Source organism: Mesorhizobium sp. B3-1-8 (genome assembly GCF_006439495.1).
Lineage (GTDB): Bacteria > Pseudomonadota > Alphaproteobacteria > Rhizobiales > Rhizobiaceae > Mesorhizobium.
Genome location: NZ_VFTK01000013.1, coordinates 21,129 through 35,743 on the forward strand (window position 1 = coordinate 21,129; position 14,615 = coordinate 35,743).

Annotated in this window: 16 protein-coding genes; 10 read left to right on the forward strand and 6 right to left on the reverse strand. The window is 63.4% G+C overall.

Annotated features, from left to right (window positions below):
• Window positions 1-11 precede the first annotated feature (11 nt).
• Window positions 12-1,289, reverse strand: a complete 1,278-nt coding sequence (locus tag FJ424_RS14045) for a GGDEF domain-containing protein (protein WP_140657503.1) — start codon at window positions 1,287-1,289, stop codon at window positions 12-14.
• Window positions 1,290-1,553: 264 nt separating this feature from the next.
• On the opposite strand from FJ424_RS14045, the gene ettA reads away from it, so the two are divergent.
• The 6 genes from ettA (at window position 1,554) to FJ424_RS14075 (ending at window position 6,445) form a co-directional block, all read left to right on the forward strand.
• Window positions 1,554-3,203 carry an energy-dependent translational throttle protein EttA gene (gene ettA, locus FJ424_RS14050; RefSeq protein WP_140647586.1) on the forward strand — a complete coding sequence of 550 codons (1,650 nt, stop codon included), beginning with the start codon at window positions 1,554-1,556 and terminating at the stop codon, window positions 3,201-3,203.
• Between the two features lie 64 nt (window positions 3,204-3,267).
• Complete coding sequence (locus FJ424_RS14055) at window positions 3,268-3,516, forward strand: DUF6290 family protein (protein WP_140657501.1); 249 nt, start codon at window positions 3,268-3,270, stop codon at window positions 3,514-3,516.
• Window positions 3,513-3,779 (forward strand): type II toxin-antitoxin system RelE/ParE family toxin, encoded by a 267-nt coding sequence (locus tag FJ424_RS14060; protein WP_140657499.1) that lies wholly within the window; start codon window positions 3,513-3,515, stop codon window positions 3,777-3,779. Before FJ424_RS14055 ends, FJ424_RS14060 begins: the two co-directional genes overlap by 4 nt.
• A complete protein-coding gene (tam, locus tag FJ424_RS14065; RefSeq protein WP_140657497.1) occupies window positions 3,776-4,570 on the forward strand; it encodes a trans-aconitate 2-methyltransferase in 795 nt (264 codons plus the stop codon). Before FJ424_RS14060 ends, tam begins: the two co-directional genes overlap by 4 nt.
• Window positions 4,571-4,801: 231 nt before the next feature.
• Window positions 4,802-5,137, forward strand: coding sequence for a hypothetical protein (locus FJ424_RS14070; protein ID WP_140657495.1), 336 nt, complete (start codon window positions 4,802-4,804; stop codon window positions 5,135-5,137).
• Window positions 5,138-5,323: 186 nt separating this feature from the next.
• Complete coding sequence (locus FJ424_RS14075) at window positions 5,324-6,445, forward strand: beta-ketoacyl-ACP synthase III (protein WP_140657493.1); 1,122 nt, start codon at window positions 5,324-5,326, stop codon at window positions 6,443-6,445.
• 7 nt (window positions 6,446-6,452) lie between these two features.
• On the opposite strand, the gene FJ424_RS14080 is transcribed toward FJ424_RS14075, so the two are convergent.
• Window positions 6,453-7,019 (reverse strand): isoprenylcysteine carboxylmethyltransferase family protein, encoded by a 567-nt coding sequence (locus tag FJ424_RS14080; protein ID WP_140657491.1) that lies wholly within the window; start codon window positions 7,017-7,019, stop codon window positions 6,453-6,455.
• 180 nt (window positions 7,020-7,199) lie between these two features.
• On the opposite strand from FJ424_RS14080, the gene FJ424_RS14085 reads away from it, so the two are divergent.
• A complete protein-coding gene (locus FJ424_RS14085) occupies window positions 7,200-7,829 on the forward strand; it encodes an MOSC domain-containing protein (RefSeq protein WP_140657489.1) in 630 nt (209 codons plus the stop codon).
• A gap of 36 nt (window positions 7,830-7,865) precedes the next feature.
• Here FJ424_RS14085 and FJ424_RS14090 read toward each other — a convergent pair whose 3' ends face one another.
• From FJ424_RS14090 to tsaA, 3 genes are all read right to left on the reverse strand, one after another.
• Window positions 7,866-8,705 (reverse strand): SDR family oxidoreductase, encoded by an 840-nt coding sequence (locus FJ424_RS14090; RefSeq protein WP_140657487.1) that lies wholly within the window; start codon window positions 8,703-8,705, stop codon window positions 7,866-7,868.
• Between the two features lie 259 nt (window positions 8,706-8,964).
• Window positions 8,965-9,279 carry a DUF2293 domain-containing protein gene (locus FJ424_RS14095; protein WP_140657485.1) on the reverse strand — a complete coding sequence of 105 codons (315 nt, stop codon included), beginning with the start codon at window positions 9,277-9,279 and terminating at the stop codon, window positions 8,965-8,967.
• Window positions 9,276-9,782, reverse strand: a complete 507-nt coding sequence (gene tsaA, locus FJ424_RS14100; protein ID WP_140657483.1) for a tRNA (N6-threonylcarbamoyladenosine(37)-N6)-methyltransferase TrmO — start codon at window positions 9,780-9,782, stop codon at window positions 9,276-9,278. Before tsaA ends, FJ424_RS14095 begins: the two co-directional genes overlap by 4 nt.
• 140 nt (window positions 9,783-9,922) lie before the next feature.
• On the opposite strand from tsaA, the gene FJ424_RS14105 reads away from it, so the two are divergent.
• Both FJ424_RS14105 and metF read left to right on the forward strand, forming a co-directional pair.
• On the forward strand, window positions 9,923-10,930 hold the full coding sequence (locus FJ424_RS14105; protein ID WP_140647576.1) for a metalloregulator ArsR/SmtB family transcription factor: 1,008 nt from the start codon (window positions 9,923-9,925) through the stop codon (window positions 10,928-10,930).
• Window positions 10,930-11,847: a methylenetetrahydrofolate reductase [NAD(P)H] gene (metF, locus tag FJ424_RS14110; RefSeq protein WP_140657480.1), complete on the forward strand. Its 918-nt coding sequence runs from the start codon at window positions 10,930-10,932 to the stop codon at window positions 11,845-11,847. Before FJ424_RS14105 ends, metF begins: the two co-directional genes overlap by 1 nt.
• 370 nt (window positions 11,848-12,217) lie before the next feature.
• Here the strand turns inward: metF and FJ424_RS14115 are convergent, their stop codons facing one another.
• Window positions 12,218-13,138, reverse strand: coding sequence for a DMT family transporter (locus FJ424_RS14115; RefSeq protein WP_140657478.1), 921 nt, complete (start codon window positions 13,136-13,138; stop codon window positions 12,218-12,220).
• A 211-nt stretch (window positions 13,139-13,349) separates the two neighbouring features.
• Here FJ424_RS14115 and FJ424_RS14120 point away from each other — a divergent pair, with 211 nt between their 5' ends.
• Window positions 13,350-14,570 carry an alanine racemase gene (locus FJ424_RS14120; RefSeq protein ID WP_140657476.1) on the forward strand — a complete coding sequence of 407 codons (1,221 nt, stop codon included), beginning with the start codon at window positions 13,350-13,352 and terminating at the stop codon, window positions 14,568-14,570.
• Window positions 14,571-14,615 lie beyond the last annotated feature (45 nt).

Genomic DNA, 14,615 nt, shown 5'->3' on the forward strand with positions numbered 1-14,615 from the left:
GCCGATCTTGGTTAGGCTGACCTTGGGGCCGCCTGCAGGATGATCGCCTCGCTGCCGGGCTCGCCGACCACGCGGTCGCGGCCGCTCAGCTTGGCCTTGTAGAGGCGTTGGTCGGCCAGCGCGAAGATGTCGGCGAGGCAGCGCGTCGTCTCGCCGACGGTGGAGACGCCGGCACTCACGGTGATGTTGAAGCGGGTGGTGTGCGCCGATGTCTTGGTGGCGTTCCTGATTATCTCGCCGAGCAACCTGGCGGGCGCGTGCGACTGTTGCGTCAGCACGGCGAACTCCTCGCCCCCGATCCGGAACACCTGATCGTTGCCGCCGACGGTCTCGGCCAGCAGCACAGCCATCGATTTCAGCACCTTGTCGCCCTCGGCATGGCCGAAGCGGTCGTTGATCGACTTGAAAAGGTCGACGTCGACGATGAGCAGGCTGAGCGGCTTGCCGATCCTGATGGCGGCCGACACGGCGGACTCGCCGTCGGCGTCGAAACTGCCCCGATGCAGCAGGCCGGTGAGGCCGTCGCGGCCGACATATTTGATCAGCGCTTCATAGCGCTCGCGATAGGTGAGCGTGTCGAAGATGTCGGACAGGCCGCGCGGAACGGCGATGTCGCTGTCCTCGACCCATTTGAGATAGGCGACGAGCATGCCGCTATAGGCAAGTGCGGCGCCCATCTTGGCCAACCAGCCGCCGAAGAAGACCTCGATCGGCGCGCCGGCGACGAAATGCAGCGCGGTGAAGAAGCCGGCCTGATCGAAGGTGAGCACGCAGGCGACCGATGCGAGGATGCGCAAGAACGGCCTCGCGCGCAGATAGGCGCCGAGCTTCTCGTAGAGCAGGATGATCAGGATGGCGTCGACGAACAGCAACGAGGTGCCCCACACCATCAGCCAGCCCATCTCGTCGATGAAGCCGATGTTGGGCATTCTGCCGTCGGGAAGCGGAGAAACGGCGTGCAGGCGCAGGATCAGCACCAGGCCGATCATCAAGGCGTTGCCGAGCAAAAGTCCGTAGATCGGCTGGCGGACCGTCGCGGCATCCTCCTTCATGTAGAGCAGAAGCAGCATGACCAGCTTGCCGGAAAACAGCACGGCTGAACCTGGCGAGACCAGGCCAAAGGGCAGCGCGACATAGAAGACGCTGGCGAGATAGGTCTCGAGGAAATGCATGACGCCGAGCGCGCAGATGAACACGCCAAGGCCGATGCGGCGCCGGAAGCGGAAAAGCGTGACCATGGCGCCGAAATACAGAACCGCTTCGGCAAGGAGCAGGATACCGTTCAGCACGTCGTCGATCCGATCTTCCCCGAAACCGCGGCACGGCCGCGATTTCCCAACCTATTAGCGTTTTGAAGGCGAATGGTTAACCACTGATTTCACGCTATGGCTGGCGGCGGCGAAAAGCTGGGGGCGGAGTCGGGAGCGCAAACCGGCGAATGCGCACCGTTTGGCCGCCGGCGTGCCGAAAGCGATTGCCGTTCGTCGCTTCATCGCCTACATAGCGCGCAACCCCCATTCACCTTGACACTTCAGTTTCCAGGGAAAGCGCGCGTGGCTCGCCAGTTCATCTATCACATGTCAGGCCTGTCGAAGGCCTATGGCACCAAGAAGGTGCTCGATAACGTTCACCTGTCCTTCTATCCGGACGCCAAGATCGGCATTCTCGGCCCCAACGGCTCGGGCAAGTCGACGATCCTGCGCATCATGGCCGGGCTCGACAAGGAGTTCCAGGGCGAGGCGTGGCTGGCAGAGGGCGCAACCGTCGGCTATCTCCCTCAGGAGCCGCAACTCGATCCAAACAAGACCGTGATGGAAAACGTCATGGAAGGCGTCGCCAGAAAGACGGCCATCATCGAGCGCTACAACGAACTGATGATGAACTATTCCGACGAGACGGCCGATGAGTCGGCCAAGCTCCAGGACGAGATGGATCGCCTGAACCTGTGGGACCTCGAGCAGCAGGTCGAGATGGCGATGGACGCGCTGCAGTGCCCGCCAGGCGATTCCGAGGTGACGAACCTTTCAGGCGGCGAGCGCCGCCGCGTCGCGCTTTGCCAGCTTCTGTTGCGCCAGCCGGATCTGCTGCTGCTCGACGAACCGACCAACCATCTCGACGCCGAGACCACGGCGTGGCTGGAAAAGCACCTGCGCGACTATCCGGGCTCGGTGCTGATCATCACCCACGACCGCTACTTCCTGGACAACGTGACCGGCTGGATCCTCGAGCTCGATCGCGGCCGCGGCATTCCCTACGAGGGCAACTACACCAAATATCTCGACGCCAAGGCCAAGCGCCTGATCCAGGAAGGCCGCGAGGACGACGCCCGCCAGAAGTCGATCTGGCGCGAGCGCGAGTGGATCCAGTCCTCGCCCAAGGCGCGTCAGACCAAATCCAAGGCGCGTATCAAGGCCTATGAGGAGTTGGTCGAGCAGTCGCAGAACCGCAAGCCGACCGACACGCAGATCGTCATTCCGTCGAGCGAGCGTCTCGGCAACGTCGTCATCGAGGTCGAAGGCCTCAACAAGGGCTTCGGCGACGAGCTTTTGATCGAGAACCTGTCGTTCAGGCTGCCGCCGGGCGGCATCGTCGGCGTCATCGGCCCGAACGGCGCCGGCAAGACGACGCTGTTCAAGACCTTCACCGGTCAGGAAAAGCCGGATGCGGGCACCGTGCGCATCGGCGAGACGGTCAAGCTCGGCTATGTCGACCAGAGCCGCGACGCGCTCGATGGCAGCAAAACCGTATGGGAAGAAATTTCCGGCGGCGCCGAAATCATCAAGCTCGGCAAGCACGAAATCAACAGTCGCGCCTATTGCTCGTCGTTCAACTTCCGTGGCGGCGACCAACAGCAGAAGGTCGGCAACCTGTCGGGCGGCCAGCGCAACCGCGTGCATCTGGCCAAGATGCTGAAAGGCGGCGGCAACGTGCTGCTGCTCGACGAGCCGACCAACGACCTCGACACCGAAACGCTGGGCGCGCTGGAAGACGCGCTCGAAGCCTATGCCGGTTGCGCCGTCATCATCAGCCACGATCGCATGTTCCTTGATCGTATGGCGACCCACATGCTGGCCTTCGAAGGCAACGCGCATGTCGAATGGTTCGAAGGCAATTTCGAGGAGTATGAGAAGGACAAGCTGCGCCGCCTGGGCGCCGAAGCGGCGGCCCCGCACCGCATGACGCACAAGCGGCTGACCCGGTAGGACGACCGGGTTCCGTTGCCTGCGCCTCGTGTTTGGCCTAAATTGATCGGATGGAGCGTTCCATATGATCACCGTGAAGTTGCCCGGGAAAGCCGAGAAGCTGCTGGCCGTCATGGCCAAGGCCAGCGGCCGCACGACCGATCAGGTCGTGACTGAAGCCGTCCTCGAGGCGATCGAGGACTGGCAGGACGCAAAGGTCGCGGATGAGCGCCTGAAAGATGACGATGGTGTTCGCATCCCGCTGGAAGAGGTGATGCGGAAGCTTGAGCTTCGTGAAGCCGAGGAACGTCACACGAAGCCCGCCGCTGATTGAACTGGGGCGTCGAGTTCACGCCACGTGCCTTGAAAGACATCGAACGGCTGTCGACAAAAGACCAACGACGTATCCTCGAATTCCTGCATCAAAGAGTTTCGTCGCATCCCAATCCGAAAACCCTTGCCAAGCGGCTCGTTGCGACAAAGGAAGACGCTTGGCGCTTTCGCGTTGGCGATTACAGGATCATCACTCAATTCCAGGATAGCCGGCTTGTGGTTTTGGTCGTGGAAGTCGGCAATCGTCGCGAGATCTATCGATGAACACAAACACCGCCGAAGCACCGAGGCCTGACTGGTCCGCCGTCCAATATCTGAAGTTCGAGGATGAGCGCACGCGGCCCGCGCGGGATCTGGCGGCGCAAGTGCCGGTCGATTTTCCGCGCCGCGTCGTCGATATCGGCTGCGGGCCGGGCAACTCCACAGAGCTCCTGGTCGAGCGCTGGCCGGATGCTCAGGTCAGCGGCTTCGACACCTCGCCCGATATGATCGAGAAGGCGCGGGCGCGGCTGCCGAATGTCAATTTCGAGCTAGCGGACGCCGCCGGATGGCAGCCCGAGCATCCCGTCGACGTCATCTTCGCCAACGCCGTCTTCCAGTGGCTGCCGGAACATCCGGCGGTGTTCCAGCGGCTGATGGGGCTTCTGGCGCCGGGCGGCGCCCTGGCCGTCCAGATGCCGGACAATCTCGGCGAAGCCTCGCATCAGCTGATGCGCGAGACCGCGGCGGAAGTGCCGTTTGCGGCCAAGCTGAAGGGCGCCGCGCGCTCCCCGCTGCCGCCGGTGTCCTTCTATTACGATCTTCTGTCGCCGCTCGCCGACCGTCTCGACATCTGGCACACCATCTACAACCATCCGCTGGCCGATGCCGAGGCGATCGTCGAATGGGTCAAGGCAACCGGCCTGAAGCCCTTCCTCGATCCGCTCGACGCGGATGAGAAGAAGCTGTTCCTCGACAGCTATACCGCCAAGATCGCCAAGGCCTATCCAAAGATGGCGAACGGCAAGGTGCTGCTGCGCTTCCCGCGCATCTTCATCGTCGCCAAACGCGCATAGGGTGTGTTGATATTCAGGTGATGCCGGCCTGCAAATGGCGGTTTCCTGCGCTTCCGGTGCTCACGTACTTCAAGTACGCTCCGCTCCGGTTCTCGGAAGCCACCATTTTCGACTCGGCCTGACCTGAATCTCAACACCCCTCGCTCGCCCCACTCCTTGACCGGTTTGCGCCGTCATGCGCATTTCATCGATGTGGACCATGGTCCTTCGTCCACGGGGTAGGGGTAAGCGATGACACTGGGCAAGATGACGCTCGCAACCAGCGTGTGCGTGGCTGCGGTGGTTCTTCTTTCAACGGCAGCCGAGGCCAAGCCGGCGCGCTGCTTCACCACGGATGACGGCTATTATCCCTGCAACTACAAGGCTTTGGACGGCGAGGGCAGCTTCCGCGTCTCGGCGCCAGGCTATCCCACCATCACGCTTGAAATCGACCAGCCGGGCTTTGCCTTCGGCTATGCCAGGTTCGGCAGCCGCAACCGATCGCTGCCGGGGCAGTTCGTGCGCAGCCGCGACGACGGCGCCTGCTGGAACAATCCGCAGACCAACACCAAAGTCTGCGCCTGGTGAACGCCCTCGCGGATTTGTGGGGTCACGAGTTTAAGCTGGCATAAACCGGCCAAATGCGACAAGGGTTGCGCCGGGCCATTTCCGCGCCCACATCAAAGCCGCAAGGCCCGTGCCATTTGTTTCAACGCAATTCCGGACGGAAAACCGGTTCCCACTTTTCCTGGAATTGCTCTAGACGGATTGGACATGCATCGCGTCATCATCAGCGGCATCGGCGCCGAAATCCCTGAACCCGTCATCACCAATGAAGAACTGGTCGAAAGCTTCAACAGCTGGGTCGACACCGAGAATGTGCGCCGCGCCGACACCGGCGAGCCGCTTTTGCAGAAATCGGACAGCGACTTCATCGTCCACGCCTCGGGCGTGAAGAGCCGCCATGTCGTCGAGCGCGAGGGCATCCTCGACCCGACCCGCATGTCGCCGCGCATTCCGGCACGGCCGGACGACGCGCTGTCATTGGAGGCGGAGTTCGGCATCGCCTCGGCCAGGAAGGCGCTTGCCCATGCCGGGGTCGACGGGTCCGACATCGATCTGGTGATCTGCTCGGCCTCGCATCACCAGCGGCCCTATCCGGCCATCGCCATCGAGATGCAGGAGGCGCTTGGCACCAAGGGCGCCGGCTTCGACATGGGGCTTGGCTGCTCTTCCGCCGCGGCGGCGCTGCATGTCGCCGTCAACCTGGTGAGGGCGGGGGCACACAAGCGCATCCTGGTGTCGACGCCCGAAATCATCACCGGCCATCTCAACTTCCGCGACCGGCAGACGCATTTCATCTTCGGCGACGCCTCGGTCGCCATGGTCGTCGAAGGACTGGCGCAGGGCGAAAAGCGGCCGGGGCGTTTCGAGGTGCTCGACACGCGCACCTGGACGCAGATGTCGAACAACATCCGCACCAATCTCGGCTACCACACGCGCACGGCCCAGGACGATCCCTACATGATCAACCTGGAAGGCAACCTCATCAAGCAGGTCGGCAACAAGGTGTTCAAGGAAGTCACCGTCGCCGGCCAGAAATTCATCGTCGAATTCCTGGCCGAGCACGGGCTGACGCCGGAAGGCATCCGGCGCTTCTGGCTGCACCAGGCCAATGCGCGCATGAATGCGATGATCCTGAAATTGTCCTTCGGCCACGACGTCGACCATGACCGCGCGCCGATGGTGCTTGAGCGGCTTGGCAACACCGCCGGCGCCGGCGCCATCGTGGCGCTGTCGGAGAACCATGCCGACATGAAGGCCGGCGATTTCGGACTGATCTGCGCCTTCGGCGCCGGCTATTCGATCGGCGGCGCGCTGTTGAGAATGCTGTAACCGGCGATCAGGCGGGTGCGAAAGGCACCAGCATCGGCACGCGCCTGGCGTAATCGTCATAGGCCGGGCCGAGCTCGCCGCGCAGGAAGCTCTCTTCCAGCCTCGCCTTGACGACGACGCCGACGAGCAACAGGGCGGCGCCGGCAATGCCCCAGACCGTGCCCTTGACCGCCATGGTGGCGAGGACGGACAGCAGCAGTCCGGTATAGATCGGATGGCGGACCAGGCCATAGGGGCCGGTATCGACGACGCGATGATCGGCCTTGGCGGTGACGTTGGCCGACCACAGCGGGCCGAGATGCAGCCGTGCCCACCAGGCGAAGGCGATGCCGATGGCGATCAGGGCAACGCAGATCCAGGCTCCGGCGAGCGTCGGCGTCCAGAGCCGAAGCCGGCCGACATAGCCGTGCGCCGGCACGAACAGCAGGACGGTACCGGCCAGCCAAAGGACCCGGTAGCGTGCCTCCGACTTGAGATCCGCGCGCTTTTGCGCGGGGTCGGCCCAGGAGGCGGCAAGAAGCCAGGAAACCAGCCAGAACAGCCAGAGTGCGGCGACAGCTTGTCCAACCTGCATGATCGAACCTTCCCGATTGCGCGCGTGACCGTCCATGCAGCCGTCGCGGCAGCATCGCGGCTTGCGGCGACTGGCGAAAGGGATTTGCGGTAAGAAAATCGTGATCACCATCAAGCGGCGTGATCGGATCATCAGCGCTTTCGACTGGACCGCATTCTTCGGCATCATTAGACCAGCGGCATGCAGGAAACGAACCTGGAACTTTTTCCCGTAGCGGAACCGGCGGTCGACATCGTGCCGGGCCGCAAGCTGACGGCAGAGGCAGCGGCGCTCTATGCCGCTCCGCACGATCATTTCGAAACGAGGGCGGTCGAGGAGTTGCGGCTCGGCTTCGACGGTATCGCGGGCGACTTCCATGGCGGAACGACGCGGCGTTCCGGCGGACGCGAGCCCTGGTACCCGCGCGGCACCGAGATGCGCAACGAGCGGCAATTGTCGCTCGTCGCGGCGGACGAGCTTGCCATCGTCGCCCAGCGCATGGGGCTCGATGAGATCAAGCCGGAGTGGATCGGCGCCAACCTCCTGGTCGAAGGCGTGCCGCAGCTTTCGATGCTGCCGGCCGGCTCGTTGCTGTTCTTCAAGGGCGGGGTGACGCTCAAGGTCGACGGGCAGAACAAGCCCTGCCGCGTTGCCGGACAGTCGATCGCCGAGCATGTCGGCGCCGCGGATCACAATGCCACCGCGCTGCTCTTTCCCAAGGAGGCGAAACGGCTGCGCGGCCTTGTCGCCTGGGTCGAGAAGCCGGGCGTCATCAGGGCCGGCGAGGAGATCTCGGTACGGGTGCCGGAGCAGTGGATTTACCCGGCTTGAGGCCACGCCGCTGAAGCAGCGTGGCCGGCGTTTTGATTAGGGTTTCCGGTTCTTGTTGGTGCCCTGCGCCATCACCGAGACATTGTCCCACTTTTCCCAGGTGGCGATGCGGTTGGCATATTCCTGCCTGATCATCGGCAGGCCGCCATCGCCGAAGAAGACCCTGAGCGGCGGCTCGGCGGCATCGACGATCGCCAGCATCGCCGCGCCGGTCGCTTGCGGATCGCCAGCGACGGAACGGCCGCGGCGCTCGGCCATCGCTGCGCGGACCGGCTCATAGGCGTCCAACGGCTTGGAGACCCTGGCCGACGGCCCGGCCCAGTCCGTGGAGAAGCCGCCCGGCTCGACAAGGGTGACGTGGATGCCGAAGCCGGCGACCTCGAGGCTGAGCGACTGGCTGAAGGCTTCCAGCGCCCATTTTGAGGCGTGATAAAGGCCGAGCGAGGCAAAGGCGTTGACGCCGCCGATCGAGGATATCTGGATGATGTGGCCGGAACGCTGCGCCCGCATGATGGGCAGCGCGGCTTGCGTCACCCAAAGCGCGCCGAAGACGTTGGTCTCGATCTGGTCGCGCGCTTCCTGCTCGGTGACTTCCTCGATGGCGCCGAAATGGCCGTAGCCTGCATTGTTGATGACGACGTCGAGCCGGCCGAAACGCTTGTGCGCTTCGGAAATCGCGGCGTCGACCGCTTGTTTGTCGGTGACGTCGAGCTGCATGGCAGCGATCTTGTCGCCATATTCCTCGACGAGACCGGCAAGCGTGCCGGCATCGCGGGCGGTGGCGGCGACGTGGTCGCCACGGGCGAGCGCGGCCTCGGCCCAGACGCGGCCAAAGCCCTTCGACGATCCGGTGATGAACCAAACCTTATCAGTCATGATCTGTGATCCTTGCCCTTAGAGCGGTGCAGCGCCTCTCAGGATCGCGAGCCGCTCCAAGTCGTTGTTTTGCGCAATTCCGGGTGGAAAACCGCTGTGCGCTTTTCCTGGAATTGCGGTGGGACGATGTATTCCGGATATAAGCGGAGGATGCTCCGCTTGCTGCATGTACGGCGCTTCGGCCGTTTTTCCAGAGGCGCCGCCGGATTTTTTTGGTGGCGGGTCAGGGATAGAGCACGATCAGACGTCCGCGCCGACCTCACTCGTCCTCGTCGTCTTCCTCGAGCAGGCGCGTTGCCCGCCAGCGGGTCAGCACCATATTGGTCTGCTCGATGACGAAGAAGCGCGCCGAATCCCGGTCATAGCCTTCGGCCAGAAGCTTTTCGTAATCGGTGTGGACATGGCGGATATGGGCGATGGCGGCCAGCCACACCGCGATCGTCGGCGGCAAGCTCTTCATATGCACCGAACCGGCGTCGGCGCGGATCTTTTCCATGTCGGCGTAAGAGGCGAGCGGCAACAGTGCGGTCAGCGCCTTGGCAATCGCGCGGCGGCGGCCGGTGGGGGCGCTCATTTCTCGTCGCGCCCGGCGATGGTCGCCTCGGGGAACGCGTCGGTCGAGGCGTAGTAGGGCTTGATGTCGATGACCGGCGTGCCGTCGAGCACATCGATGGCGTCGATCTCGATCCGGCCGGCCTCGATGTCGAAAGCGACGAGCTTCGCCACATGCAGGCCGACAGGGTTCGGCCGGGCAGGGGAACGCAGCGAGAAAACGCCTTTCGGTTCAGCCGCATGGCGCGGTTTTTGCACAATCAGATTCCGCGGCGCGTGATGGAGCCAGGACAGGATGACGATGTGGCTGGCGCGTTCCAGGTTTTGCAGCCCCGGGCGATAGGGCTCGTCGATCAGGATTGTCGCGGGCCGCCTGGTTTCGCGGGCGGCGCGCATGTTCTTCGGGCACTCCTCGCGGACCGCCCAGGGCGAGACAATGCGGCCGATGAAGACGACATGACCGTCCGGCCGCAGCTCCGCCGGGTCGGCTCCAAGAAGCGTTTCGCCTTGGCGCGTCTCAAACATCCTGTTCATCCCGCGGAAGAACCGCTTGCCCGGCGCGAATCGCGGCTGCGCCATTTTCTTGTCCGGAAGCGACATAGCGCTTGCCAGGGTTTCAAAATCGACATAAACATATCTTTATATCTTTCAACGAGAAGCCGCTCATGCATGTCTCGCTCGACACAATGGTAGATACATTGAAGGCGGCGGCCGAATCCAGCCGGCTGCGCATCCTGGTGCTGCTTTCGCGCGGCGATCTTACCGTCTCCGACCTCACGGAGATCCTTGGACAGTCGCAGCCGCGGGTCTCGCGTCATCTGAAGCTGCTGCTCGATGCCGGGCTGATCGGCCGCTACCAGGAAGGGTCCTGGGCCTTCTTCAGGCTGACCGATACGGATAATTCGCGCGATTTCGTACAGCGTCTGGTCTCGGCCATAAGAGAGGCCGATCCGCAGGTGGTGCGCGATCTCGAGCGTTTGGCGGCGGTGAAGCGCAAAAGGCAGGACCGGGCTGCCGAATATTTCTCCGAGAATGCCGCGAGCTGGGATCACATCCGCTCGCTGCATGTGCCGGATCGGGCGGTGGAAGCGGCGCTCATCAAGCTTGTCGGCAAGCGACCGTTCCAGTCGATGCTCGATCTCGGCACCGGCACCGGCCGGCTGCTCGAAATCTTCGCGCCGCTCTACCGGCGCGGCGTCGGCATCGACATGTCGCGCGAGATGCTGACTGTGGCGCGCGCCAATCTCGACAAGGCCGGCATCGCCAATGCACAGGTGCGCCAGGGCGATATCTTCTCGCCGCCGGTCGAGCGCAACGCCTTCGACCTCGTCACCATCCACCAGGTGCTGCACTATCTCGACGATCCGGCCCGCGCGATCGCCGAAGCGGCGAGGCTGCTGCGGCCATCGGGCCGACTGATCGTCGTCGACTTCGCGCCACACGCGCTTGAATTCCTGCGCGACCAGCACGCTCACATGCGGCTCGGCTTTTCCGACCGGCAGATTTCGGAATGGTTCGGGGAGGCCGGCCTCGACCTCGAGGACAGCCAGGAATTCGAGCCGCGTGGCGGCAACGAGGCAAGGCTCACCGTCAAGCTCTGGCTCGGCCGCGACCGCCGGCTGCTGATCGCCGATCCATCCAACGATTCCTTGCCAGTGAGGGAAACAGCCTGATGAACCAGTTCCGCTTTTCCCGCCGTCCCGACATCGGCGACAAGGTCCGGGTTTCGTTCGAATTCTTCCCGCCGAAAACCGACGAGATGGAAGCGAGGCTCTGGGACACGGTCACAAGGTTGGAGCCGCTCAAGCCGAAATTCGTCTCGGTGACCTATGGCGCCGGCGGCTCGACCCGCTCACGCACGGCGCGCACGGTCAAGCGCATCCTCAACGAGACATCGCTGACGCCCGCGGCGCATATGACCTGCGTCGATGCCGCCCGCGATCAGGTCGACACGGTCATCCGCGAGTTCGCCGACATGGGCGTCAAACGCTTCGTGGCGCTGCGTGGTGATCCGGCGGCCGGTGTGGGGACGAGCTACCGTCCGCACGCCGACGGCTACGCCAATGGCGCCGAACTGGTCGGTGCGCTGAAGAGCGTCGGCGATTTCGACATCTCTGTCTCGGCCTATCCGGAGAAGCATCCGGAAAGCCCGGACTTCGCCACCGACATCGACATGCTGAAGCGCAAGGCCGACAATGGCGCGACGCGGGCGATCACCCAGTTCTTCTTCGATAACGATCTTTACGAGCGTTATGTCGAGCGGGCGCGCCGCGCCGGCATCTACATCCCGATCGTGCCGGGCATCCTGCCGGTGCACAATTTCACCCAGGTCGCCAATTTCTCGTCGCGCTGCGGGGCGCTGGTGCCGGCTTGGCTGGCCGAGCGCTTCGAAGGGCTGGAGAACGACCCGCAGACGCATGCCCTCGTGGCTTCGGCCGTGGCGGCCGAACAGGTGCTCGACCTTGTCGAGCGTGGCGTCGGCGACTTCCATTTCTACACGATGAACCGCGCCGATCTCGTCTTTGCCGTCTGCCACATGATCGGCATCCGCTCGCATGAGGCGGAGGCGGCCGGTTCGGCCGCGGCTTGAGCCCGGCGGAAACGGAAAAGGCCGGGTAGAACCCGGCCTTTTCGAACTGTTTGGACTATTCTCGGTGCTGGTCTTCCCGGCTTTGGCGGGTCAGGGAAGAACGCCTATGATAAGGGCACCGATGAATGCGAATGCGGCACAAATCATCAAAGCGTTGATCGGCCTCGTTAGTCCCATGTCATAGCCTCCTCTTCAGAGCTATGGCAGGAGTCTAGGGTCATTTGTGCCACAGGCAAGCGGAAAACGTGCTGCAATGCGACATGATTGTGGAATTTGCGACCGGGGATTTGCCATTAGCCGTTGAAACTCTTCGGCAAAAGCCGGCTCCGGGCCTGTGAATAAATTGTGGCGGCGGTGTGGCATGACACCGCTACCATTTGCCGAACAATCGCCCATCGATGGTGATGAGGCCGAGTCCGATCAGCGTCATGCCACCGACCTCGAACAGCGCCAGCCGCTCGCCGAGGAAGAGGAAGCCGAGCAGCACCGCGCTGACCGGCACGATCAACGTCACCAGCGAGGCATTGGTGGCGCCGGCCGAGGCGACGAGGTTGAAATAGAGGATGTAGGCAAAGGCGGTGGACAGCAGCGCCAGGCCCAGCACCGCGGCCCAGACGGGTGGCGAGGCCGAGAACAATCCCGCCGGACCATAGGCAATCAGCACGATGGGGATCATGATGATGGTCGATGCGGTCAGTTGCCCGGTGGCGATGACCGGCGAAGGCACGCCCTTGAAGCGGCGCGCGATCATCAGGGCGACGGCGTAGGAGAGCGACGCGCCGATCAATGCGAACTTGGCCCAGACCGGTCCGCCAAGCCCGGCAAGCAGGCCAGGTCCGATCATCACCGCGGTGCCGGCGACACCGAGCGCGATGCGGGCCAGCTTGTTCCAGGACAGCTTCTCGTCGGTGGTGAGCGCATTGGCCAGGATCAGCGTCCAGAACGGCGTCGTCGCATTGAGCACCGAGGCGATGCCGGCGCCGAGCTGCGTCTGGCCGGCGAAAATCAGCGAGAACGGCACGACATTGTTGGTGAGCGCCAGCAGGAAGAACAGGCCGGCATGCGGGAAGGCGAGCCGGAACGAAGGGCCACGGACCGCCAGATAGAGCTGAAGCGCTGCCGCGGCGATGGCGACGCGGAACAGCACCAGCGCCAGTGGGTGGATTTCCGACACTGCGATGCGGGCAAAGAAGAACGAGCCGCCCCAGATCGCGCCGAGCAGGAGAAGCTGCGCCCAATCCTTGAGCGCCATCGGTCCGCGCGTCGGCGCGGCGCCGGCCGTAATCGACATGTCCTGTTCCTCCCCGGGCCGGTCGCAAGTTCAGCCCGTCATCTCAACAACCGATATCGGGTTCGGCGGCAAGGGCCACCCGAAACCTGACCGGTGGTTTAGCGTCGGCAAAAATGTGCGGCCGGCCGCGCGCGATGGCGAGACACAGAACTGTTTTCTTTGGCAGCTAGCTAGGATTAATTGTGCGCGCTCCAGACCTGAGGATTCGTCCATGCAGCGATTCGAAAATGCCCGTGAGGCGGCACTGGCGCTTCGTCCGGACGACCCGGTCTACTGTTTCCGCCCGCAGGTGCTGAAGGCGGACGCCTTGCAGTTCATGGGGATGTTCCCCGGCAAGACCGCCTATGCGGTGAAGACCAATGGCGAGCAGATCGTGCTGAAGACATTGGTCGAGGCCGGCGTCAGCACTTTCGACGTCGCTTCGCCGGGCGAGTTCGCCGCCGTGCGCGCGGTCTCGGCGGATGCCGAGATGCTCTACATGCATCCGGTCAAGGCGCAGTCGGACATCAAGCTGGCGCTGGAGAAATACGGCATCCGGGTGATCTCGCTCGACCATGAAGACGAGATCACCAAGCTTACGCGCGTTGTGCGGGCGCTCGATATCGACCCGGGAGCCATCACCGTCTTCGTGCGCATCCAGACCAAGGGCCATGCGGCTTACGAATTGTCGAAGAAATTCGGCGCCGGGCCGGCCAACGCGGTCGAGCTTGCCGAGCGGCTGAACCGCACCGGTTACAAGGTGGGGCTCTGCTTCCATGTCGGCAGCCAGATCGAGGATCCCGATACCTATGAGCGGGCGCTCGCCTCGGCCGACTGGGTGCGCAACCGCTTGACCTTCGACATTGCCGGGCTCGATGTGGGCGGCGGCTTCCCCGCCGAATACGGCCACGATCCCAATCGCAAGCAGGTCGAGATGCCGTCGCTCGGCCAACTGATGTCGCGGCTTGCCGGCGACCTGAAAGAGTATCAGTTCGACCAGATGCCCTTGGTGGCCGAGCCCGGCCGCGTGATCGTGGCGCGCTGTCTTTCCCTGATTGTTCGCGTCCTGTTGCGCAAGGGCAAGCGCCTCTACATCAATGATGGCATCTGGGCCTCGCTGTCGGATTCATGGACCGGCAAGATCACCCTGCCGGCGCGCTTCATCCCCGATCCGGCGATCCGCACGCGCAACGGCGCGGAAAAAAACATCGTGCCGTTCAAGGTCTGCGGCGCGACCTGCGATTCCGTCGACATTCTGTCGCGGCCATTCTGGCTGCCGGAAACGGTCGACACCGGCGACTGGATCGAGATCGGCCATATCGGCGCTTACTCGCTGTCGCTCAGGACGCGTTTCAATGGGTTCTATCCCGACACTTTCGTCGAGGTGACGACGCCGTTCGACGAAGGCGACGCGCCGCAGGGCTTTGCGAGTTTGGAGACGATGGCGGATTAGTGAATGGGGAATAGTGAGTAGTGAGTAGTAGTGAGTAGTGAGTAG